This window comes from Polynucleobacter sp. Latsch14-2, assembly GCF_018881925.1.
Lineage (GTDB): Bacteria > Pseudomonadota > Gammaproteobacteria > Burkholderiales > Burkholderiaceae > Polynucleobacter.
Map to the genome: position 1 here is coordinate 593 of NZ_JACVPL010000016.1, position 25,573 is coordinate 26,165.

Below are 25,573 nucleotides of genomic sequence, written 5' to 3' on the forward strand. Positions count from 1 at the left end.
AAGGTAATGCTACCAATGGTTTCACTGTTTTTGAGACCAGAAGAAGCAAACTGGGTAGAGCCAGAACCCACTGTGAGGGCTGTGCCGTAAGTAGCGTTTTGATTGTTGGCGGTAATGGATAAATTAGCCTGACCTACCGTCAACGTTCCATTGTTATAAGTAATGTTGTAGTTACTTGCGGTAAAGGTGCCGCCGGTTGCTGCACTTGGAACGATGTTATAGCTACCAACACTAGCGGTATTGCTTGCGCCAGTGCTCGCCAAGGTAATGCTACCAATGGTTTCACTGTTTTTGAGACCAGAAGAAGCAAACTGGGTAGAGCCAGAACCCACTGTGAGGGCTGTGCCGTAAGTAGCGTTTTGATTGTTGGCGGTAATGGATAAATTAGCAGCAGTAATTATGTAGGCCTGGGCAGTAGCCGCCCTCAAAACATAACCCGTAGCAGATAAACCCGATCCATAGGTTAAGGTATAGCTACCTACGTTAGAGCTTGAGGTAGGAACCGTCTCCAACCAAGATACCGTGCCTGTCACTGTCGGCGGACTAGCAACTAATATGCTGCAAGATAAATTCGAACACTCTTTATAAGTTATCGCAGCTGCAGATCCATAAGCACTAGTTCCGGACACCGCAATGTAGATAACATTTTCACGGAACAGGGCATTAAATCCAGCCGTATTAGGCTGCGTGGAAGTGGTTACACCACTTTGGGTGCTGTTAGTTGTTTTGGCGTTAATGAAAGTCGCCAGTCCAGTGCTGCTTGTGGATGAGCCAGAATAAAAATCTGCAATAGCGCCAGTACCACTCATGGTGATTGATGGGGAGCCACTCAAAATGATGTTGTAGGTAGTATCTCCAACAGCGGCATTTTTAGCGGCTGCAAATAATAATGTTGGCGCTGATGCTGAACCTGAAGCGCTACTAGAAGCAACCGATTGAGCAATTGTTAGATTGCCAGTTAGGGTTTGAACAGAAATATTGCCGCTGGATTTAAGGCCAGTATAAGTATTTGCTCCTACCGTAACCGAGCCAATAATTAAGGCAGCATTATTAATAATTGAAATCGCCCCTACTCCACTTGAGGCAGTTGTTGAGGCAACTTGATACAAGGCGTTGCTTGCGCTACTTAAAGTAAGAGCATTGTTACCAATCAATGCCAATCCAGAATTATTGGTATCCGTTATCGCACCAGTAATGGTGATAGCACCGGTGCCACTGCCAATCGCAGAAGCAGTATTTAGAGTTACAGATCCAGCATAGCTTGCAGATCCTGATGCGCTATTTGTTAATGCGCCAGCATTGTTGATGCCAGAACCATTCAATGTGAGTGAGCTATATGCGTTTGTCGTTTGTCCATTCAAATCTAAGGCGGCGCCAGCAGCGATGGTGATGGCATTTTTATTGATTGATGTACCCCCAGAGGCGGCCGCATTACCAATCTGCAGGGTTCCAGCATTAATAGTGATGCCACCGGTCAGAGTATTTGCATTTGTCAGAGCCAAAGTACTTGTAGAAGTATCTTTGACAATGGATCCAGCGCCACTAATAGAACCTGAAATAGTTTGCGCAACAGATGAAGCATCTTTGAAGACTGCGCCACTACCGATAGTAATAGTGCCAGCATAAGAACCGCCGCCCAAGTTGCCGGCTGAACTTAGTGAAAGTGTTCCGCCACCAATGGTGGTATTGCCTGCATAAGTATTTGCTGCTGAAAGAGCAAGTACTCCACCATTAGATCCAGTGTAGTTGATAGCATTGTTGAAAGTAAGCGCTGTAGGACCAGTGATGGCGCCACTAATTGCACTCGTGGCAGAAGTAGAGTTGATGTTAACACCAGCCAACACATACAAAGAGCCGCCAATAGTAACTGCGCCACTACCACCAGTAATAGTCAGAGAATAGTTCGAGGCACTTGAGCCAATGGATAAAACAACTACGCCAGAGCCTCCAGCACCGCCATTTGTAAGGGAGAAGTTTTGCGAACCACCGCCTCCGCCGCCACCAGTATTACTACTTCCAGATGTGGCTGTTGCAGTGTTAACAGCGCCCGCACCTCCACCGCCTAAGCCTCCAACCCCATTTGTACTGTTACTGCCGGGATTATTATAATTTCCGCCGCCGCCGCCGCCGCCAACATAATAGGATCCATTACTTTGCTGTCCTACATTGGATCCAGCAATGGAGTTAAGTACGCCAGTACCGCCAGCACCTGCAGAGGTAGTGTTGCCAGCAACACCGACGGATCCTGCACCACCGCCGCCGCCTGTTGTCCATATTGGCGAGCTAGTAGCCGTAGTTCTACCTCCCGCATTACCTTGATTAAGAGTTCCGGTGCCGGCTAGATCAGTTGTGAGATTAGCAGCCCCGCCACCTGAGCCACCATTTTTTGGTGCAGTTGAACCTCCAACATTTGATCCACCACCACCACCACCATAAGCCGTGATGGTAGTAATGAGTCCTCCTGAAATCGTAGTGTTGTTACCATTACCGCCCGCACCCGCTGCAATGGTGCCGCCAGAACCAACAGTAATAGAGTAAGCAGTTCCGCCAACAAACGTTGAACTAGATTGCAGTACACCACCAGCACCACCTCCACCACCAAACTGAGATCCACCCGCACCTCCGCCGCCTACAACTAGATAATTAGAGGACGCAGTTATTGTGGGCGTAAATGAGTAAGCACTATTGCTATAGCTTATAGCGCCAACGCCAACGATAGATGTCGAGGTAGATGTTGCCGTGCCCGAGACAAATGTATTACCACCATCTAGGGAGTAAGAGTAGCCACCACTAGAGGAGCTACCATTTACGCCACCCAAAAATTGCAAAATAGCTTTTTGATAAACAATGCCTGAAACCGTCACATTACTGTTGGTAGTAGCTAAGGCGATATTTGCCGAAAGATTTAAATTCCCGCCATAGCTTTGAATGCCGGTAGTTGTGATATTGCCTAGCAATAAAGTAGTCTGCAGATATGGCGAACCAGATACACCGTTAACAGTAAGTGAGCCTAAGACAGTTGATGCGCCAACTGTTGAACCAAAGGTCAGATTGCCACTTCCGTTAGCAACTGTGAGCGTTTCAGTTCCTGCAGTTCCATTAACGGCAGCAATGAAGGAAATTGCGCCATTTGTATTGACTGCGCTTGTATTTAATGTGCTTAGGGTGGTGTTAGCACCCAAAGTCACGGCGCCGGTATAGGTTTGGTAGCCGGCAGTATTAATAGTGCCGGCCAGAGTGCCTGTACCAGTAACAGTTAAATTTGAAGTATTTGCGGTGTTGGTGATACTTGATCCAGCAACCATACTCAAGTTAGAGCCCAAGGTAACTGTGCCGCCATATGAAAGATTTAGAGTGCCGGAGGAACCAATACCTACAGCTCCAACACCCAAGGCATTACCACTAGCCGCGCTAAGCGTACCCGCACTAATGGTGGTGCCACCGCTATAGGTATCTGCACCGCCTAAAGTCCAAGTACCAGAACTCGTTTTGGTTAATGCGGTTATGTAAGTTGATGTTCCGGCATTACCCAAGATTGGTGTGAGTTTTGCAGTACCGTTACCCGTTAAGGTTAAGGTAGGTGTACTGGTGCCTGATGAGAAAGCAATTGATCCAGAATTGCCGAATGTTAAGGCACCAGTACCTGATGCATCAATGGTCGCCCCGCTCGCGCCAATGGTAAATAGGCGATCAGTCGTAAGTGTTTGGCCTGATGTACCGCCGGTGTATTGCAATGTGCCGCTATTAATTACCAAATTAGCTGCAGAGCTGGTGGATTGTCCAATACCACTAGACGTTCCACCATTTGCAAGAGTGGCTACCGACAAAATGCCACCACTAATAGTAGTAGCGCCGGTGTACGTGCTAGTCCCAGAAAGAGTCTGAGTTCCAGCACCCACCTTAGTTAATCCCAAAGTAGTAGGACCCGATGCGGCTCCTGAGTTTTTGATCGCTCCGGTAAAGGTGCCAGAGCCATCACCATTACCCACTGACAATGCCATACTGGTGCCCGCACCTCCATCAGAGAAATCTACCGTTCCAGATCCGGTTAATGCTCCAATGGCATCAATTGCATTAGCTACGCCGTATACGCGCAAATATGTATTAGCGCCATTTAAGTTAACTGCAGATGTTGAATTTACTGAAGAAGTGGTGCTGGCTTGTAGCCAGAAATTACCGTAGTTATTAACTGTGATTTGGCCGCTAGTAGTAACAACGCCATAAATGACTAGGCGATTATTCCACTGTATTGTGTTAGCAATACTATTGGTAATATTCCAGGCACCCGATCCAGAGGCTCCGTAAATAAAGGTTCCAGAACTACCAGTAGCGGTCCCTAGACCATTTGAACCATCAAAATTGATAGTTCCATTATTAACAAAGCCACCAGATAAGGTATCGGTAAAGGTGCCTGAAGGCGTTAAATAGAGAACAGTTCCAGAATTAACGGTAGTTAAGCCTGTATAAGTATTGTTGCTAGTTAGGGTTAATGCACCAGAACCAGATTGAGTAATAGACCCCGTCCCAGAAATAATATTGGCATCGGTAATCGCTGCGCTTACGTTATAAACCAGTGCGGCATTATTAACGACGCCACCAGTACCCAGGCTTCCTGTTGCGCCACCTGCACCCACCTGCACAGTGCCCCCAGAGATAGTCGTACCTCCAGTATAAGTATTTGCTGCCGAGAGAATGACGGTACCGGTATTGGTTGAGTCACCAAAAACAATACTATTGGCGCCACCACCAATGATGCTGCTGATAGTTAGGGTTGTAAGGGCAGCAGCTGCAATCTTATTCGTACCAGCAGCTAGAGTAATTGGATTATTGATGGTGCTAGTTGCCGTATCAAGTAATGTACCCCCTCCAATGGTCACTGTGCCAGTTGACAAATTAGATCCACCAGCGCCAGCAGAAGCAATAGATAAGGTGCCTCCCGAAATCGTAGTTCCACCAGTGTAGGTATTGGCACCAGTTAATTGAAGAGTGCCAGATCCATTAAAGGTGAGTGATGAACTACCATAGATATTTCCGCTGATGATGCTAGCTGCATTAGATGAGGTAATCGCAATTGACTTCAGTGAATTCGAATTCGCGGTTGCTGAATTGATATTGCCGGCAAGCGCGACTTTTCCACTACCCGCATTGATAGTAAATGCATTTGATGGAGAATAAGACAGAATAACGACACCTGAAGAGCCGCTACCTCCAACCGTTGTGGTGTCTTGACTGCCACCACCACCGCTACCATATCCAGAACCCGCACTGCCGATACCATTATTGGTGCCACCAACGTTCACATTAGTTCCACCATTCCCGCCGCCTCCTAGACCTCCAGAGCCGCCGAAAGCGCCGCTACCACCACCGCCACCAGCACCGTAATAAACCGTGGTGCCTGTAATACTGGACGCGAGACCATCTCCACCAGCTCCACCCAGGGCAGAACCCCATGTAATGTCATTAAATGTACTCCTAGCGCCAACACCCCCAGCTCCACCAGCACCGCCGCCGCCGCCAGCAGCAGTAGGACTTGGAGAGCCCGCTCCGCCAGTATTGCCTTGTGAAGCCGTAGCTGAACCGCCAACTCCACCAACTCCGCCACCGCCACCAGAACCACCAGAACTGCCAGCCGTATTAGTCCCAACGCCTCCACCGCCACCGCCACCAACAGCAGTGATATTTAAGGCTAAAGAGGATTGATTTAATGTTGAGTTGACTCCTGAATTACCAACATAAGGGTAGGAAACGATTCCACTGCCCCCTGCTCCAACTACAGCAGTAAAAGTAACGGCAGAACTGCTTGAAATATTTCCAGCAAGAACACCACCACCGCCACCGCCACCACCATCGTTAGCACCACCAGCACCACCGCCAGCAACCACTAGGTACTGAGCAATAATATTTGCAGGGGCCGTCCAAGAGTAAATACCAGTGCCCGATGCATAAGAAAGAGTTCCGCCGCCGCTAGGCAGAGTAATAGCCGATGATCCAGCAGTTCCTGTCGCAACTACTCCATTGACGGTATCGCTATAGGCACCTGAGCCAGTGAACTGCAAAATATTTTGAAGTTGTAGAGAAGTAACGGCTCCATTAATGGTGACCGGTCCATTATTGCTACTTAAGGTCACGTTGCCTGCAATCGTTAAATTACCGCTCCACAACTGTCCACTAGCACCGCTAGTGGTAACAGAGCTTAGCAGGCTGCTTGCGCCCGATACTGAAATCGTAGATAAAGGAGTGGTGCCCCCTACTACTCCAGCAAACGTATTACTACCGCTTCCATTAGTAATGGTTAATGAGTAATTAGATCCAACAACGCTATCGACTGTTGAGCTAAATGTAATCGGCGCTGTGGTGGTGGTTAATACTGTGTTTGCACCTAGTGTTACTGCACCGGTATAAGTCTGCAAAGCATTCGTAGTCACGCTGCCACCCAAAGTACTTGTACCAGATACAGTCAAGGCACTATTGGCAGTGGAATTAGTGATGGCACCACCAGAAGCAATAGATAAGGTTGCCAGAGTAACTGTGCCAGCATACTGGAGATCCACTGTTCCGGCCGCACCAATCGTCAGTAAACCACCTGTTGAACCACCCAAGGCGCTTGGGTTTGATAGCGCCAAAGTACCAGCATTCGCATTTACTGGGCCAGCAAATAAGGCGTTCGCGTTTGAGATCGTTAACACGGATGTGCCGGTATCTTTAGTGAGGGTGCCCACTCCTGAAATTGCACCAGAGAGTGTTTGTGCTGCAGATGAAGAATATTTAAAGGTTGCGCCAGTAGCAATGCTGATGTTTCCAGCATAAGAGCCACTACCGAGCGTACCTGATGATCCAATTTGCAAGACACCTTTATTTACAGTGGTGTTACCCGTATAGGAATTGGCTGCATTCGAGAGAATAACGGTGCCGGTATTGCTACCTGCATTAACCGTTAGTGTGTTGGAGCCAGATATCACTCCCGCAATAGTTAATGTGTAAGTTGTGCTGGCATTACTGATAGCGCCACCACTAGAGCCGATCGCGATACCGCGGTTTGCGCCAATCGAAAATGCGCTAGTTTGACCGCTGGCCAACAATCCGCCACCGTTAATGGTGACATTAGTCGCTGCTGGGCTTGATACAGCGCCTAAGTTTCCATCAGAACTAATTTGTACTGTGCCAGCATTAATGAATGTGCCACCAGAATAGGAGTTAGCTCCACCAAGCGTCACTATCCCAGTATTGGAGTTGGTCAAGCTAAACGCGCCACTAATGACGCCATTTAGTGTGATGTTTCCTATGCCACCAATGTAAGAGTCTGCAGCTAGGACAATCTGTCTGGAAGGTGTCGCTGAATAACTCATTGTCACAGTAGCTGCTGTTGCTGAACTATTGGACAAAGATCCACCGTTAAGCTGGATCGCATAACCGGTAGAACCGCTATCGACCCAACCTACCCCATTAAGATCTAGAGTGCCGCCAGAGTTCACTACGAATGTATAACCATTCGTTGAGATGTTTGGGAAACCGACTGTGGATAGGAGCTTATAAGTACCGCCATTATTAATGATAAATGTTGCAGTCTTGGTGCTGGATCCTGATGCAGCATTTGCCAAAGTTCCCGCATTGATTGTTGTATTACCGGTGTAAGTATTAGCCCCGCCAAGCGTTGTAGTGCCAGAGCCATTCTGCGTTACGGTACCTGTACCAGAAATAATATTATTTGCCGTAATGGCATTGCTTCTATTGAACACAAGCGCAGCATTATTGGTCACGCCGCCTGAACCCAGAGTACCGGTTGTGTTGCCATCACCGATTTGTAAAGTACCGGCAGATATCGTAGTGACACCAGTGTAGGTATTGGCGCCAGTCAGAATCAATGTACCGGCGCCAGTTTTTGTATACAAACCAACGGTACTATTAGAATCCACCATCGGAGAGCTAATAGTCAGTGATGTATTACTTGCTACGCTGATGGTTAAGCCTGTGTTGTAGATTGCTAGAGAGCCGCCCGTGATGGAGTTTCCAGAGCCGCTTGAGTTGATAGTAAGGCCTTGAACTGAAATAGAGCCCCATGTATCGCCCACTCCAGCAAGACTTACTGTTGCATTCCCGTTTAAATTAATCGTTGACCCTGCCCCCATAGTCTGGCCAATTGCTCCGTTGCCAGTTTGGGTATTTGCAAAAGTTCCATTGCTAACGGTGATAACGCTTGCTTGATTAATTCGATTGACACCACCGCCTGTAACTGCAAGGGTGCCGTTACCCGAAATACCAATGGTAGTAGTTGATAAGAGACCACTCAGATTTACCGTAGCAGCACTTACCGTCATAGCTCCAGTAAATGCTTTGTTCGTTGTCAAAGCTATGGTTCCAGTATTGGTGCTAGTACCGAACTGAATGGCATTGGCTCCAGTCATCGTTCCCGACAAAGTCAAGGTATTAGCTGAACCATTCACAGCAACGACACCACCACCTGTTCCCAGCACAATATTATTGGCAAGAGTAACGCTATTTGCCGTATCTAGAAGAGTGCCGCCGTTGGTTAATGTGACAGTATTTCCACTCGGCAAATTGGTTTGAGCGCTAACACTCAAGGTGCCGTAGTTCACATTCACACCGCCACTAAATGAATTAGAGGTATTGCTCAATACAACCGTACCGGTGTTGACAGAGTCTCCAATATTGATTGCAGCGCTACCAGCGACAGTATTACTAAATGTCACCGTGGTTCCAGCAGCTGCTGCGATATTTCCACCATAAATAGTCAGCAAACTGCCATTGGTATAGGAAGAATTATTCAGTAAAGTGCCCGCGTACAGGTTTAGGTTGGTCAATGACCCGCCGCTTGGTGCGTAAACAATCGTTCCCGAGTAACTACCGCCGGTTGCTGTGCCTCCAATGTTCACAGTAGTGCCATCGATAGATCCGGTCAGCGTCAAAGTTACACCGCTGGCAGCCTCTATGACACCATTTGTTAAATATGCTATTATATTTTTACTGGTTGAGAAAGATGATGAGGCCAATAAAGCTCCGCCAATCAACATCACGGGACCACTATTCCCTAAATTTGCATCACTACTGACCTGTAATATTCCACCATAGATTTGAGTACCGCTGCCATTAGCATAGGTATTTGTAGCGCCCAGGGTTAAGGTGCCCGAGCCAAGCTTAATTAATGTGCCGCCATTGCTGGTTAATGCGCTTCCCAAAGTGACGGACTGCCCGTTCGTATCAATGAGATATGTTTGGAAAATAGCAGTACTAAAACGACTTGAGTAGTCGGTGGTATTGCTGGAGCTGAACTGCAAAATACCGCCCCCAGTAATTGAGCCAGAATAGTTGCCAAAGGTAATCGTTCCTGAACTACCGATAGCATTAGCAGAACCCAGGCTCAAAGTTCCAGCATTTAGTATGGTGCCGCCTGTATAGCTGTTATTGCCCCTCAAGGTTAATGTGCCTGAACCAGCTTGAGTCAGGGTGCCTGAGCCGATAATATTATTAGCATCAGTAATGGCATCGCTTCTATTGAAGATCAGCGCAGCATTATCAGTAACGCCGCCAGTACCTAAGTTTCCGGTTGTACTTCCTGCGCCAACTTGAAGAGTACCGCCAGAGATCGTCGTGCCACCGGTATAGGTGTTGGCACCGGCTAGAGTGAATATTCCGGAGCCGTTGTAAATTAAATTAGTTGCACCACTAATCACTCCGCTACTGCTTTGAGCTGAGGAACTTGAGCTTGATGTAATTGTTAAGCTGGTGAGCTTGCTTGATGAACCGATCGACACCGCCCCACTACCTGCATTAATAGTTAATGCATTAGAAGGCAAAGCCAAAATAACTGTTCCACCTACGCCCGAACCAGCAGTGCCTGTGCTGTAAGAGCCTCCTCCGCCAGAACCATAATTGGTGCCAGAGACACCATTACTAGCAGAATTTCCATTACCAGGGGCACCGTTACCTGCGCCAGTTCCGCCAACACCAGCAGTGCCACCGCCGATACTATATCCAGACCCGCCGCCGCCTGAACTGTAAACATAAGATGTTCCAGTAATCGCACTGGTATAGCCATTACCACCGTTTTCATATGAGCAGGAAGAACCGCAGCTGTTGCTTCCGCCGTATCCACCGGCACCACCATTGGCATTACCTGCTGCGCCACCAGACGAATAGAATAAAGTTGAGTTAACTGTTATTAGACCAGTAATACCACCGCCTCCACCTGCCGCCGTAACCGTGCCCCCAGATAAACCACTCAAGACGGTATTTCCCCCAGTTCCACCATTTGCTACAACACCTCCTGAAGCGCCAGCACCAGCATTACCAATAGTGACGCCATAGTTGGTACCAGTCGCTAAAGAGGTGTTTGAATTCGTAAGTACAGCGCCACCGCCACCGCCACCGCCACCGTTGTAGCAAGTACAACCAATAGAACCGCCGCCGCCGCCGCCAACAACTAAATACTGAACGCCTAATAAGGGCACTACGGTAGAGACTGAGAACAAGCCTGTACCACTAGTCGTCACAATCAAACCAGCCTGAACAGCCGAGCTAGAGGCTGCAGTAGAAGTGCCGTTTAATAAATAATTGGTTGCAGCATAAGTAAATTGGAAAATTGCGCCTGTTGAAATTGCACCAGTAATAGTGATGCCGCCGCTCGTGCTACTTAATGTTGGCGAACTACCTGCCACATACAGTAGACCTGAATAGGTTTGTGCGCCTGTTGTAGTGACTGAGCCGACCAATACGGTAGATGCTGTGCTGCTACTGAAATTCAAGGAGGATAGTGGAGTGGTTCCGCCAACATTACCGCCCAACACAATCGAACCGCTTCCGCTGGCAACAGTTAGTGATTGCGAGCCAGATGTAGTACCGTTCACTGCCCCAGCAAAAACTACAGCTCCATTAGTTGTTGTAAGCGTGGTGTTGGCACCTAACGTTACTGCACCACTATAGGTTTGGGAGCCGCTCGTAGTAACGGCATTGGCTAAGGCAGCAGTTCCAACAACTACCAAAGAGGATGTGCCGGAGCTGTTAGTAATCGCCGGGGATGATCCAGACATACTTAAAGAGCCAAGCGTTACTGCAGCCTGCAAATCTAGAGTAGCGCCGGTAATAGTCATCGCACCAGTTGTAGCGCCAGCAGTGCCATCAGTAGCAATTCTTAATGTTCCAGCAGAAATTGTGGTGCCGCCGTTATAAGTGTTGGCACCAGATAAGGTAACTGTAGCTGTATTAGTTTGGGTTAATGCAAGAGTGCCTGAGCCCACACCATTGGAGATCACACCAGCACCAAATGACATACCATAGCCACCCGCTAAGGTCAGAGTGACCGCTGTAGAACCTGAAGCTGGTCCACCAATGTTTCCAGTAAAGCTCGGCACTGTTGCATTGCTATTGGCATTGGTAATGGTGCTATTAGCTGAAACAACTATAGCGTCATTTGTAGCAAAAGCTGAAGAACCTGTAATGTTTAAGGTACCACCAGATAAAGTAATGGTGCTATTACCTTTACCCAGATTACTGCCGGAGGTAGCTGTACTTCCAGTAGCCACTGATAAAGTACCTGCACTAATCGTTGTACCACCACTGAAGGTGTTCGTGCCAGAGAGGGTTAATACGCCAGCTCCATTGAAGGTAAGAGCTGTTGGGCCACTGATAACACCTCTAGAGCTTTGACTAGATGCAGCCGAAGAAGAAGAAATCGTTAGGCTAGATAAGTTGGTAACTGAAGCAATCGAAACTGCACCAGTTCCAGCATTAATTGTTAATCCGTTGTTTGCTAAAGAAACAATAACAATGCCTGAGCCACCAGTGCCGCCAAGTACTGTAGTTGAAGCCGGCGGGGCATTGCCATTGACGTAGCCTGCACTTCCACCCCCACCCCCAGTATTAGGACTGCCATCAGAGGCTTTAGTTTGATCTAGAGTTCCGCTGCCACCGCCACCAACACCGCCAATAGTTGCTGTCGCATTAGAAGCATTCGTTCGAGTACCTGCACCCCCACCACCGCCGTAGGCTACCGAAGAACCAGAAATTGAGCTATAGATTCCATTGCCACCATTGCCACCATTGCCAGCATTAACGCCATTCGAACCAGCACTACCTGCGCCGCCACCTCCACCACCTTGATTGACAGTGCCATCACCGGCGCCACCTGCATTACCTTGTCCAGTAGTTAGACCACCTGAACCACCGCCACCTCCGCCGCCGGAACCACCAAGAGCACCGTTGGCGTTTGAGCTGCTTAGCCCTCCAAATGCGCCACCGCCGCCACCGCCAACTGCAGTGATAGTGCTTGCCCCAACTAAAACTGAATTCCAACCATTCTGCCCTTGCTGTCCGGCGTAATTCCAACCCACACCACCGATGCCACCGGCGCCGACAGTTACGGTACCGCCACCACTCAATGTCGCAGAACCGGTTAGTACCCCACCACCGCCACCACCACCGCCGATAATTCCACCGCCGCCGCCACCACCAGCAACAACTAAATATTGCACCGCATTGGAGAGTAAGTTGACAATCTGATAAGTATTGGTCGCAGAGCTAAAGCTAATTTCCATATCACCAACCAAAGTAGGTGAGGAAGAAGAGCTCGACACAGTTCCGGATACACCGTTATAAATATAGGTGCCCGTTGTTGTTCCAGTAAATTGAATAATGCCGCCAGAAGAGATGCCACCGGGAGTATTTATTCCACCAGAACTACTGGTTAGTATTGGAGAACTTCCAGCTACATATAATGATCCCGTGTAAGTTTGAGCCCCAGCAGTGGTGATGTTTCCACCCAAAACGGTGCCTCCCGATACCGTTAATGTGGAAGTACTACCAGTACTTGTAATAGCTGAACCAGATGCTAAAACCAAAGAACCGATAGTGAATGACCCCTGAAGATTAAGGCTGGCATTCATTGCGATAGTCAGCGGCAGGCTTGATGAGAGCGAAGTAGAGCTAGTAGTAACATTGGCGCCCGATGCAATACTAATGAAACTTACATTCGCATTTCCGGGTTGAACGCCGTTGATCCACGTTCCATATGCCCCCCAAGAAACTGGGCTTGCAGTAGTTCCACTAATTGAGATTGCAGTGAGGTTGCTTAGCGAGGCGCTCCAAGGTAGCAACTGTAAGGTGCTGCTATTCCCGATAGTCCAATATTGACTTGAAAGTCCCGTTGGTATTGAGGACTGACTAATGCTGCCAAGGTTGGTAACATTGCTGGCGTTGACGAACCTATTAGCACCAGAATAATCCGTAACCGTTGTGTAAGAATTATTTACCACTGCAAATGCAGTAGCGCTGTTAGTAGAGGACGAATTGCTATATCCATCGAAAGCACCGATAGTGACAAAGCATCCAGCTTTCACACAATCTGCAGCTGTTGGAGCAACTAAAACGTTAGTAAATATGGTGCATCCTGCAGCAGAACAGTTTGATGTTCCCACCATATCTCCAGTTGATGCATATCCCTTATTAGAATATGCACCAATAGTTGCTCCGGTAAAAGAGGATCCATTAATAGTCAGAGTGGTTCCAGCTGTGACAGCTGTGGGACCAGCGCCTGATGCTGATGTTGATGGAACCCCTACCGTCCCAACAAAGCCACCAATACTATTCATGCCAAAATTACCAACGTTATTATTTCCGGACATTGCAATACTGCTGGTAGACCCATTAATTGTTGTAGCGCCTCCAGTAACGGCACCAATTAAACCGCCCACAATCAGAGAGCAATTATTACAAGCTGAACCAGCAGGGTAATTAAGAACAAATTGTCCTGACACGCTCACGTTAGAAAGAGAATTGGTGCCGCTCGCCCTGCCAGCGATACCGCCAAAAATAATATCCGAGACTGAGGCAGTATTTAGAGTTGCATAAACAGATAAACTGAGATTCTGAATCGTAGCACCATTAATTGCGGAGAATAAACCCATATTTCCAGCTAATTGACCCCCAAAACATAGGGATCCAGTGACCGCACAGTTTTGCGAACCAGAATTATTGGTGCTTTGATTTGTCGGGGCAATATTGTGACCCAAACCATCAAATAGACCTGTAAATGTTGTACTGCCAGAATAAGATCCCCAGCAATAGCCCGAACAGTTTGAAGATGTAAAATTCGAAATCATTGCAAAATTACCAGATGCTGACGGCATCTGTGTTGCAGCATTAATTAAAGTGAATAACTGGTTACCCTCATAAAGTATTGATGATGTGGAAGCAAATGTAATGCTTGTCCCCGATCCTAGGTAGTAACCAGTTCCAGCTGTTGCTGCCGCCGAAGAAGTGGAGCCGCCGTAAAAGAGATTTAAACCAGAAGAGGAGTTATTTCCATTAATAGTGATGTTGGCATCTATATAGATATTGCCAGTAGCACTCAGAGTTAAAGCGGTATTGGCACTCCATGTAATTGGACTGACAACCCAAATACTTCCACCTGTTGTTGGTGTTGGATTAAAGGCTGTGTCGACACAAGCTACAGAACAACTTACTGTTGTACCTGCTTGAATTGTTACGTTACTTGTTGCTAAGGCAGTTTGAATGAGTCCAGCTGTAGTTGAATCAATAATGATATCGGTAGGATCCAGCAGCCACATTCCCCCTCTACCTGCATTAATAGAGGATAAAAGATTCAATGTATGGCCTGATGTCTCAATAAAACCACCAGTGTCATTGCTTGGATTGAGCTCTAGTTGTGATGCGTTGATTGAGCTTGTCGCATCGATGCTGGTAAATAAAGCAAAAGGCAATGTGCCGTTGCTTGCATCATTGCCTATCTTGATTGTTCCACCCTGCGCATAACCTGTTGCGTCAATCTCTGTGCCGCTAATATTGACGTTGTTGTATGCAGAAATACCAATGCTTCCGCCACGACCATTAGAGCCGTTGGTTTGAATGAGTGTATTTTGTATATTAAGGTTGCCAGCATTGCTGACAATCGTGATGGAGCCACCATCACTAGAACCATTAGCGCTAATCTGCGCTTGATTAATGTGGATGTCTTGATTAGAGGTGAGCGTAGTCGTGCCACCAGGACCAGCTTGTCCGTTGGTTTGCACTACTGCTGCGTTATCTAATATTAAGGCGTTAGCTGTTACTGCAAAAGAGCCACCATTGCTGCCATTGGCTGCAACTGTTCCTGCGAGATGAATATCAGTGCCGTTAATTGCTATGACGCCGCCGGGGCCATTGTTACCGTTGGCTTGGATCAAAGACCCACTTTGGGCATTAAATTGCTGTGCGGATAAGGTGATATGGCCACCGGTCGTACCGTTAGCCAGAATTTGGGCAGAGCTGTAGATTGTTAACTCATTTACAGCATTGAGGTAGATGACATTTGTCTGAATATTTTGACTAGTTTGTGCATTAGCACTGGAATCATTCGCAGCAGTGCTTGAATACACTCGATCTAGTGCAGATGTGGCGTTGTTTTGCGCAGTCAAGAACGTTGGTAAGTCTTCTTTGCGAATAATGTTGCCGTTATACGTTACTGATGTATTCGTGGTGTTGCTTGTATTGGAGTTTGAACTTGTAGATGTATTCAAACCGCCAGACACATAAATCGCTTGAGCAAGCAGTTGAATGGCAGCTCCTAGTGTTGTGCCATTACTTGCATTGATGGTGCCATTTGCATAAATGGTTTGCGCTTGTACTGTAACTTGTGTTGCCGTGATTGTTGTGCCAACGTTCAGATATGCAATTGAACTGTTAATGATCACGTTCAAATTTTGTCCGCTAATGTCAGCGTTCAAATTAAAAATACCAGATGACGTTAATGTCAATGTTGTTTGTGTAAGACCTTGCTTCAGAATATTTGCGCCACTAGCAATCGTAAGATTGCCACTACCCGCTTGCGTACAGCCACCAAGGCTTGGGCAGACATTGCCATTCACAGCAATGCTGACGTTGTTGTTTGCAAGAGCAAGTGAAATGACATTTGCAGCAGATGCGTCAATGATCAAATCAATTGGATCTAGGAACCACAAACCTGATTTACCTTTTGCAGCGCTGGTATCAACAACCAATTTTGGCGCAAGGTTGACTACACCCTTTGAACTAGTTTCTATAAATCCACCATTGCCGTTTATTGCACCACCAATTGCTTTGAGTGTTCCAGCAACAGTCGTTTTAACTTGCGACCAAATCGCGATAGATCCTGCATTACCGTTTTGAGTTGCAGACACGTCAATCACAGCGCCCTGCTTCACGGTCACAGTGTTTGCCATTTGTTTTGTGTTCGCTGCTTGTGCTGCATTACTTGCAACGACTGCTTGATTTTGTTGTGCTGTATTTGCACTAGGCGTTTGCGCATTGACTTGCGTACCACCAGAAGCTTGGGTTTGCGCTAAACCAACATTCACCTGTCCGCCACCAGCTGTGCCAGTTGCTGTCGTAGAGGATTTCTTAGTGATCTTGATATCGTTTGCGACAAGATTGACTTGACCGCCTTTGCCATTAGTTGCAGAGCTATTGGCCTCAACTGTGCCTGCCTGGGTGACATTATTGGCAACCAGCTCAATGACACCACCGTTGTTGACCATGGAGGAGGCAGATATCTTGCCGGTGTTTTTTACCACTGAACTCATCAGCTGGTTAGCCGCTCCTGCGGCGAGGACAATCAGGCCCCCATTAGCCTCAACTACCCGCTTATTGACGATGAGGGCTTTCAGGGTCGCCTTATCTACCGTAACGCCAACCAAACTGTGATTGCCCTGGAAATTAAGGGTCACTTGGTCGCCAGCAGCCATGGCAATGCTGCCACCCGCCCTGGCTAGGACATAACCCTGGTTTTGGACCTCTGGAGCCAGCAAAGCGATAAAGCCATCAGGCTCATTGGCCTGAATCGAGCCTTTATTGATGATTTTGCCGGTTCCATTGCCGTTATAGGTGGATTTACCGTCCATAAAGTCTTTATCAGCGATGTTCATGGTGCTGGCCGTAACGGCTGCAGCATCTACCTGAGCACCCTTACCAAAAACTACGCCATTTTGGTTCACCAGGACGATTTGGCCATTGGATTTGAGGGCTCCATCGATCTGAGAAGCGCTAGTGCCAGTAACTCGATTCAAAGTCGCTGAATTTGCACCTGGAGTATTGATGTTTACAGAGGCATTTTTACCAATGTTAAAGCTATCCCAATTAATCACTGCACGTTGCGTGCTTTGATTGATGGTCATGGTATTGGTTGTCTGTGAAATCGATGCAGAACCTGCCACTACCTTTCCGTTGGTTGGCAATGCATTGAGTGGCTGGGCCACCACATATTCACATTGGAATGCAATTAAAACGAAAAAACTCAAAATGGCTTTTGGTTTGATTTTGGAGATGCTTTGTAATTTGAAATTGGAAGACAGGGTCACTCGAGCAAATTTCTTCTTCAAAACACGATCTTGGAAAGATTGGACCAAGAGTATTAAAGCATCAAAAATACAAATCGTATTTTGGGTGATATTATAAACCGCAACGACCGAAGAAAACATCTCAAGGGATGAGAAGAATTTTGCAATCTTTCGGGTCGGTGATTTGGCGGTATTTTGGAGTAATTTCTTAACCGCTTGCGTGCGCGCAAGCAAGGCAATTCCCTTGCACATTTGCGTGTGCAAATGAACGCTACCTTGCGAGAGAATTTTTTTCAGTAGTACCAAAATATTTTTTACAAATGGTGTGTGTTTTTCATCTATACGAATCTGCGTTAAACCCGTTGTACATATAGAAAAACACTGTAGCAGTTATTTTAAATAAAGTATTTTTTGAGAGCAAATATTGAAGTTGTCAAGCCCTGGAAGCCCCGTCAAATCAAGACCCAGTTTTAGAGCCATTCTCTAGATATCGCTTTTGAGAGGAAATCGCCCTTTTATGGGCTAAAGACGCAATTCCGCTATCAGAGCCATATGGGGGCATTATTTTTAAAAAAATACGCTCGTATTTTTGTCCAATTGAAGAAATAAAGCGGGTTTATTTCAGTAGAAAAATGGAATGGAGCTGGCTCTATTTGAGCGAGAAAAAAGAATGTTGATTCTCACTCAATGTGTATTTAAAAAGTGCCATTTTTGTGTCATTTTTATTGGCTATTTTTAAGTGTTTTTTGAGTTCACTAAGTGGGTTTTATCTGCCCCAAAATACCCATCTAACTTTTCCCAAATTTGGAAAAGATTTCCGCCTAAAAAGAATCGGTTTGAGCCGTCTTGAGAGTTTTCATCTTTGACCACCCACCCGATTTTGATAAACCAATCCAGTGATTAGCCAGATCATTTTTTTGCATTCTGAATGGAAAAAAGATTCTTAGAATTTTGACTTACACCGCCTATTTTTGAAATTGTAAGATTTCTTCCTCGGATTCTTGTTGTTTTTGACTGGAGTGATTTACCCTGAAACTTGCATTAGAAATCCAGCGGATGTCCCAAGTTCATTCAAGAAGTCGTTATTAGTAAGGTGCATCAAATTGAAGGTTAAGCATGGCAATTTTTTGCATTTACCAATAAGAAATTGGCTTGTTATTTTGATGCAAAAACATACCGTTTTTTTAGGCAACATTTGGTACGAAAATTTCAAGAAAAAAGACTCAAAAACCACCCTCATTTGCGGGAATTTTTGAGTCCTGTTCTCTATCACTTAGGTTTATCGCCCTAAGTGATTTTTTATTGGGTATTTTGGCTGTATTAGAAGCTATAACTGCCGGTAATCCAGCCTCTTGGTTGGGTTGTGCTGCCATCGGTATTCACAGGTTGGCCATATTGACTATATAGGGGGTTTTTACCCACCATCCAGGCAACCATGGCTCCTAGATTCCAACCCTCGTAATCCCACTTTGCTCCAAAACCTGCACCCATCAGTGAATAGGTATTGTTGGCGTTAGTAAGGCCTTGCCAGCCTGGGTAGGTAAATTTGTATTGCTGCACCACGCCACCATCAAAGAAGGCCGATATGTTTACTTTAGGCATCAGCTCATGACGCAACTCCATTGTGAAGATTCCGCCTTGAGCGCCGCCCGATTGCGCCACTGGGTAAGCGCGCACGCCATAGGGGCCGCCTAAATAAAATTGCTCGGCAGAATTGAGGTTGGTAGAGGCAAATTGGCCAGATAAGGCGGTATACAGGGTTGTTGTACCGTCTTCAACCAATTGCTGGTTGCGGTTACCAGAAAATGTCAGCTTGCTGAAATTGCTGGGGGTAATAGGCTGGTAAACCGTTGGAGTGGTATCTGGTACAGCATACATGCTGTAGTTCGACATGCTGGTTCCCAAGATGCTGAGGTTACCCAAAATTGCCGTTACTGAACCACTGCTAACAGCCCCATATCCAAAGCCATCCACAAAATTTCCGGATAAACCTGCTGATAGATTATTAATGTTGTAAGCGCTGATGGTTGTATTAGTAATCGTATTGCGGTTGTTGTAGCTCTTGATGTCGTAGTTCAAGCTAGTATTGAGGTTGGCACCTTGCGAACGAATGAGCGGGTAAGCTGCGCTGACGCCAGTAGTCCATGCATCACCAGCGCCGCCCGTGGACGAATAGTTGCTGACGTTTTTATATTGCAAATAGGTTCCTGCCAAACCCAGTCTTAAGCCATCTCTGGAGCCAGGTAGCGAGATAGCGCCCTGCACATATTGAGACCCCTGGGAGAAAATTCCATTGACTGATGCCGAGTCACCAATTCCCAATGCGCCGTTCAGGTTCATCGAAAATACACCTTGATTTGCGCCAGTAGTTCTACTGCCGTAGTTATTGGCCTCTACCCTACCCTGAACCAAATCGGGCTGAGTCAGCTGCAAATGCAGATTGGTATCACCATCTTTTTCGCCCGGCTCTAATTGACTTGAAACCATCACCCCTGGAGTTTCATTGAGGATGATGATGGCGCGCTCAACTGCATCCATGTTGAGCGGATTGCCCAAAGGGTTGGCATAAGTAATATAGGCCGCTGCTTGCTCTTTACTAAAGCGTGTTGGTCCCTGCGGATTCTCCACTTCAACTTTTCCAAGCTTTGCCTCGGTAATCAGGATCTTAACTACCCCGTCCTTAATTTTTTGGGGAGGCAAAATTGCTTGAACCGTATAACCCTTCTTACGGTATAAGGTCTGAATGGCATCGCAAGCTCTTTGTAAATCATCAAAGCTCACCGGCACACCTACCCAAGAACGAATTACCAACTGCACTTCTGCTTCAGGAAGAATATTGACTCCTTCCAGCACAAATGAATTAACCGTAAAACGCAATTCACCTTCTTTGCTGGCGCTTGGCTCGCTTGGCGCCGCTTTACCGGGCTCTGGCAATGCCAACGGCGAAGGTAATGGCAATTGTTGCTCGAGACCTCGCTGTAATGCGCCCGCATCAACTTGAGCATTTACAAGAGATGCGAGGCCAAGCTGCAGCGTCAGAAAAGCAATTGCGGATAGCTTGAAGGTCTTAGTACGGTTTGAGTGCATAGTTTGGGTACTGAATATCAGCATTAAATATCAAAAAGTTCTGAGATTTTAACGGTTTAGAGCGTTTTACAGAAAAATGCCTATACAGGTTAAGATTTCGTATGAATTCAACTGTTAGCGCCCCAATTGCCTTTGATTACCCCCTGCAAGACTCAGCTGGCATCACCTGCACAGCTCAAGCCTGGGCCAAAGTACCGCACCACCTAGCTGGTCCTGAAAAAGCAGCTGTCATTACCCGTATTAAGGAGTTATTAGTAGAGAAAGATGCCGCCTTAGTGGCTCACTACTATGTTGACGGTGATATCCAGGATCTAGCTATCGAGACTGGTGGCTTTGTTGCCGACTCTCTGGAGATGGCACGCTTTGGCAAGAATCATCCCGCCAAGAATCTGATTGTTGCTGGCGTTCGCTTCATGGGTGAGTCTGCCAAGATTCTCAGCCCCGAGAAACGCGTCTTCATGCCCGACTTAGAGGCTACCTGCTCATTAGATTTAGGTTGCGATGCTGCTGACTTTGCTGCTTTTAGGGCAGCGCATCCAGATCGTGTTGTCGTTGTTTACGCAAATACTTCTGCTGCTGTAAAAGCACAAGCCGACTGGATGGTCACTAGCTCCTGTGCTTTAGCAATCGTTCATCGACTCAAGGTGGAAGGCAAGAAAATCTTGTGGGCACCCGATCGCCATCTTGGAAGATACATTCAGGAACAAACCGGTGCAGATATGTTGCTATGGAATGGCGCTTGTATTGTTCATGATGAATTTAAGGCGGCTGAACTGGAGATACTGAAAGCAGCGCATCCGAATGCCATGATCTTGGTTCATCCTGAATCGCCACAAGCCGTAGTAGATCTGGCAGATGTGGTGGGCTCTACTTCAGCCATGATCAAGGCCGTAGTTGAAGGCACTGCTACTGAATATATTGTGGCTACCGACAACGGCATCTTGCATCGCATGCGTCAGCTAGCACCCAATAAAAAACTCATTGAAGCCCCCACTGCGGGAAATAGCGCCACCTGTAAGAGCTGCGCCCACTGCCCCTGGATGGCCATGAATGGTCTCCAGGGTATTCTGGATTGCCTAGAAAATGCTTCTGGAGAAATTGTTATCGATGAGCCCATTCGGGTTGAAGCGCTAGGTTGCATAGAGCGCATGCTCAATTTCACAACCAATCACACTGACTTACTAGCTAAAGCGCAACATGGCTTTGTCAAGAATATCGGCGCCGCCTAATATTATTAGTTCCATTATTTTTCTTTTTTCCTTTGGATTGATCCGAATTCTCCATGTTTGAATACAACGAAACCCTAGAGCAAGCGCGTCAACGTAATATTCATGATGCGCTCATGGAGGATATTGGCACTGGTGATTGGACTGCGAAGCTAGTCCCTAGCAAATCAGTTCAGGCACACCTGATCGTGCGCAAAGAAGCAGTACTGTGCGGTGTTGATTGGTTTGAAGGCACCCTTAAGAAGCTTGATCCGAATGCAAAAATGACATGGCATTACATCGAAGGTGATTTAATGAAACCGGATACCAAGGTGTGCGATATTCAAGCTGACTCACAAGCACTGCTTTCTGCAGAACGCACCTGTATTAATTTCTTACAAACACTATCTTGGACGGCTAGCATTACCCGTCAACACGTGGATGCTATTGCAGATGCCAGCCCCAACCCTAAAGGCTGCGCAGTATTGGATACCCGCAAGACTATTCCCGGTTTACGTCAGGCGCAAAAGTACGCAGTACGAGTGGGTAGTGGTCAGAACCAGCGTCTTGCTCTATGGCACGGTATTCTGATTAAAGAAAATCATATTGCTGCTGCTGGTAGCGTTACCGCTGCATTAAAGAATGCGCAAGCACTGAACTCCGGGGTTGATATTCAGATTGAAGTAGAAAACTTTGCTGAATTAGAAGAGGCTTTAGCTGCAGGCGCCAAGAGCATTTTGATTGATAACTTCAATACCGATCAAATGAAACAAGCCGTAGCCATGACTGCGGGCCGCGCATTATTGGAGGCTTCTGGGGGCATTAACTTAGATCAGATGCGTGCCATTGCTGCTACTGGTGTTGATCGCATCTCACTCGGCAAGCTAACCAAGGATATGAATGCGGTAGATTTCTCGATGAGAATCTTATAAGTGCTCGCTCAATATCTTTAGAGAATCCCGCATTGCCACTAAGTTCATTAGTTGATTCATTGCCCGCTACTAGCTAAACTAGAGATTAGACGTGGTAATCATAATCACGCGATTTACCCCTTGTTGTACAACCCCCCTTCTTTTTTAAGTCTCCCAAAGAACATATGGGGATCATTTAAACAATAATGTATAAAATTTGATACAATTAATGAAAATAACAGAAAAGCCCATTCAATGGAGGGGGTCTAGCCTCAAGGATATTAAGGATGCAAAGATTTTTTCATCCGACGCCCGTAAGGAGGCTGGGCATCAATTGAGCCAAGTTCAAATTGGCTTGGATCCAGATGACTGGAGGCCATTTGAAGAAGTTGGGGCAGGAACAAAAGAAATACGGATCAATCTAGATGATGGTTGGTATCGAGTGATGTACGTAGCAAAGTTTAATGACACCATTTATGTATTGCATTGCTTCAAAAAGAAGACTCGAGTTACCAGCAAACAAGATAAGGATATAGCGATCAGTAGATATAAGGAAGTTATAGCAGAAAGGATAAGAAAATGACTCGTCAAAATAAAGCTACGCATATCACCCCCGTAGGTGGAAACGTTTTTTCCGACCTTGGATTCTCTCCAAAAGAAGCGGCTAGACTGCAAGCAAAATCCAAGAAGATCATCTCGGAAAAGCTAGCCATTAAAGAGTCATTAATGACTGAACTATCCTTGTGGATTGACGAAAAGCAACTGAAGCAACATGATGCTGCCATCATCCTTGGGGTAAGCCGTCCAAGAGTATCGGATGTCGTTCATAAAAAAACCGTTAAATTCACCATAGACTCTCTTGTGGATATGCTTGCTAGAACTGGAAAGCATGTTGAGCTTTCGGTGAGATAAATGAACGTGAAGTTAAAACATATATCAAAAGATTGGGTTGATCCGGATGATGCGCCCGAACTCGATGAGCAATGGTTTCAAGATGCGCACGTCTATATTGGAGACACTCTTATCAAAAGAGGCGTTGGTCGCCCTCAAATTAAAAATACAAAAGAAATGCTCAGTTTGAGGTTAGATGCTGATATCTTAGAAAAACTACGTGCTAGCGGTAAGGGCTGGCAAACCCGCTTGAGCAATCATATTAAAGAGGCTGTTCTAAAAGATGCTCTTTGAATCGGTTTAATTATCAGTAGATTCTGAGGTGCCCTCTGCCTGAGGGGTCAAAATCGTTGGGTATGAGACTGCCCAAGTACCTGGGTAGTCACGGCTGTAATGCAATCCCCTGCTCTCCCTACGCATGAGGGCTGATCTCACGATGAGTTCGGCACACTCGAGTAAGTTGCGAAGCTCAATCAGATCCCGTGTAACTTTAAAGTTAGCGTAATACTCCTGTACTTCATATCTTAATAACTTGATACGGTGTAGCGCTCTCTCTAGTCGGCGGTTGGTTCTCACAATGCCGACGTAGTTCCACATCAAAGAACGTAACTCATCCCAGTTATGGGCAATCACCACTTGTTCATCAGCATCTTCTACCTGGCTCTCATCCCATAGAGGAAGTTTTGGCAGGTTGGGTGTTTTAAGTTCCGCAATATCAGCCGCTGCCGCTTTACCGATGACAATGCACTCTAACAAAGAGTTACTTGCCAGACGATTGGCGCCATGTAAACCGGTATAAGTTGCCTCACCGACCGCATAGAGGCCCGCCAAATCTGTGCGACCTTTTAGATCCGTCACAACACCACCACAGGTGTAATGTGCTGCAGGTACTACTGGAATGGGTTCTTTAGTAATGTCTAGACCGAGTGTCATGCAGCGCGCATAAATCATCGGAAAGTGTTCTTTAATGAAATCCTCGCCTAAGTGGGTGGCGTCTAGATGAACATAATCTAGACCATGTTTTTTCATTTCAAAATCAATTGCTCTAGCAACGATATCGCGTGGCGCTAGCTCATTGCGCTCATCATGCTCATGCATAAAACGAGTACCATCCGGCAATTTTAAGATACCGCCCTCACCACGCATGGCCTCAGTAATTAAGAATGTGCGATCACTAGGGTGGTACAGGCAGGTCGGATGAAACTGAATAAATTCCATATTGCCTACACGGCAACCAGCACGCCATGCCATAGCAATACCGTCGCCAGTTGCAGTATCAGGGTTGCTGGTGTAGCGATACACCTTACCCACGCCACCGGTTGCAAGCACTACTGATTTCGCCTCAATCGTTTCCACGCGATTATTTTTAATATCGAGTGCGTAAACGCCATAGCAACGATTCGGTTTACTGCGCTGTGTCTTGGCATCCAGATGTCGATTGGTAATAAGATCTAAAGCAATCCAATGTTCTAGTAATTGGATATTTTTATGGGTCCGTGCTTTATCTAACAATACCTCGTGAATCGCCTTGCCAGTGGCATCGGCTGCGTGGGCAATACGACGATGACTGTGGCCACCCTCGCGCGTCAAATGCAAACCCATTGGACCCGTTTCATCGGTAGTAAATGGCACCCCTTGGTCTACCAGCCAGCGAATCGCATCAGCACTTTCTTCAGCAATGTACCGCGCAGTAGCCTCGACTACCAAACCAGCGCCAGCGTCTAAGGTATCGGCAACATGAGAATCAATGCTGTCATGCTCCTTATCTACTACCCCAACAATGCCGCCTTGAGCCCAGGATGTAGCACCTTCGCCCAGCGCTCTTTTGGCCATCACAATAACTGGCTGAGTCTCTGCCATATGTAAGGCAACAGTTAATCCAGCAAGGCCCGCTCCAATAATAAGAACGGGTAATTCGGCTTTAGTGTCAGCCGATGGGGAGGAGGGTTTTGAGCTAGCCATGCTTCATTCTAAAGGACAATGTGATTTTGGTCTTGAAGGTGGCTTCTGATTGAAAAAAGGCTCCACTGGTGAACTGACCCACAAAAGTTGGACAGTTTAATTAGGTTAGCACGAGGGATTGAGTTCGGTAATTAACCGGGCTCAATCCCTTCAGTTTTTGTTTGATCCGATCATGGTTGTAATAGTCGATATATTC

Annotated in this window: 9 protein-coding genes; 5 read left to right on the forward strand and 4 right to left on the reverse strand. The window is 46.7% G+C overall.

All coding sequences use genetic code 11. From position 1 onward, the window contains the following. A partial coding sequence (locus tag ICN46_RS10740; RefSeq protein WP_216208599.1) for a beta strand repeat-containing protein occupies nt 1-17,585 on the reverse strand: 17,585 nt, incomplete at its 3' end. 1,056 nt (nt 17,586-18,641) lie between these two features. Next, nucleotides 18,642-20,408 (reverse strand): ShlB/FhaC/HecB family hemolysin secretion/activation protein, encoded by a 1,767-nt coding sequence (locus tag ICN46_RS10745; protein ID WP_216208601.1) that lies wholly within the window; start codon nt 20,406-20,408, stop codon nt 18,642-18,644. A 101-nt stretch (nt 20,409-20,509) separates the two neighbouring features. Here ICN46_RS10745 and nadA point away from each other — a divergent pair, with 101 nt between their 5' ends. The 5 genes from nadA (at nt 20,510) to ICN46_RS10770 (ending at nt 23,709) form a co-directional block, all read left to right on the forward strand. Next, nucleotides 20,510-21,637, forward strand: coding sequence for a quinolinate synthase NadA (gene nadA / locus ICN46_RS10750; RefSeq protein WP_072583589.1), 1,128 nt, complete (start codon nt 20,510-20,512; stop codon nt 21,635-21,637). 53 nt (nt 21,638-21,690) lie between these two features. Beyond that, nucleotides 21,691-22,545, forward strand: a complete 855-nt coding sequence (nadC, locus tag ICN46_RS10755; protein WP_216208603.1) for a carboxylating nicotinate-nucleotide diphosphorylase — start codon at nt 21,691-21,693, stop codon at nt 22,543-22,545. 208 nt (nt 22,546-22,753) lie between these two features. Then, nucleotides 22,754-23,107, forward strand: a complete 354-nt coding sequence (locus tag ICN46_RS10760) for a type II toxin-antitoxin system RelE/ParE family toxin (RefSeq protein WP_216208606.1) — start codon at nt 22,754-22,756, stop codon at nt 23,105-23,107. Then, nucleotides 23,104-23,436: a helix-turn-helix domain-containing protein gene (locus tag ICN46_RS10765; protein WP_216208610.1), complete on the forward strand. Its 333-nt coding sequence runs from the start codon at nt 23,104-23,106 to the stop codon at nt 23,434-23,436. The genes ICN46_RS10760 and ICN46_RS10765 overlap by 4 nt, the downstream gene beginning before the upstream one ends. Then, nucleotides 23,437-23,709, forward strand: coding sequence for a BrnA antitoxin family protein (locus tag ICN46_RS10770; RefSeq protein ID WP_216208613.1), 273 nt, complete (start codon nt 23,437-23,439; stop codon nt 23,707-23,709). Between the two features lie 6 nt (nt 23,710-23,715). Here the strand turns inward: ICN46_RS10770 and nadB are convergent, their stop codons facing one another. Together nadB and ICN46_RS10780 are read right to left on the reverse strand one after the other, a co-directional pair. Then, a complete protein-coding gene (nadB, locus tag ICN46_RS10775) occupies nt 23,716-25,377 on the reverse strand; it encodes an L-aspartate oxidase (protein ID WP_216208616.1) in 1,662 nt (553 codons plus the stop codon). A 100-nt stretch (nt 25,378-25,477) separates the two neighbouring features. Beyond that, on the reverse strand, nt 25,478-25,573 hold a 96-nt coding region (locus tag ICN46_RS10780), incomplete at its 5' end, for an IS3 family transposase (RefSeq protein ID WP_216205431.1).

Coding starts and splice junctions, on each gene's coding strand:
- nadB (WP_216208616.1), bottom strand. CDS start 25,377: ATGGCTAGCTCAAAACCCTCCTCCCCATCGGCTGACACTAAAGCCGAA.
- nadA (WP_072583589.1), top strand. CDS start 20,510: ATGAATTCAACTGTTAGCGCCCCAATTGCCTTTGATTACCCCCTGCAA.
- ICN46_RS10760 (WP_216208606.1), top strand. CDS start 22,754: ATGAAAATAACAGAAAAGCCCATTCAATGGAGGGGGTCTAGCCTCAAG.
- nadC (WP_216208603.1), top strand. CDS start 21,691: ATGTTTGAATACAACGAAACCCTAGAGCAAGCGCGTCAACGTAATATT.
- ICN46_RS10745 (WP_216208601.1), bottom strand. CDS start 20,408: ATGCACTCAAACCGTACTAAGACCTTCAAGCTATCCGCAATTGCTTTT.
- ICN46_RS10770 (WP_216208613.1), top strand. CDS start 23,437: ATGAACGTGAAGTTAAAACATATATCAAAAGATTGGGTTGATCCGGAT.
- ICN46_RS10765 (WP_216208610.1), top strand. CDS start 23,104: ATGACTCGTCAAAATAAAGCTACGCATATCACCCCCGTAGGTGGAAAC.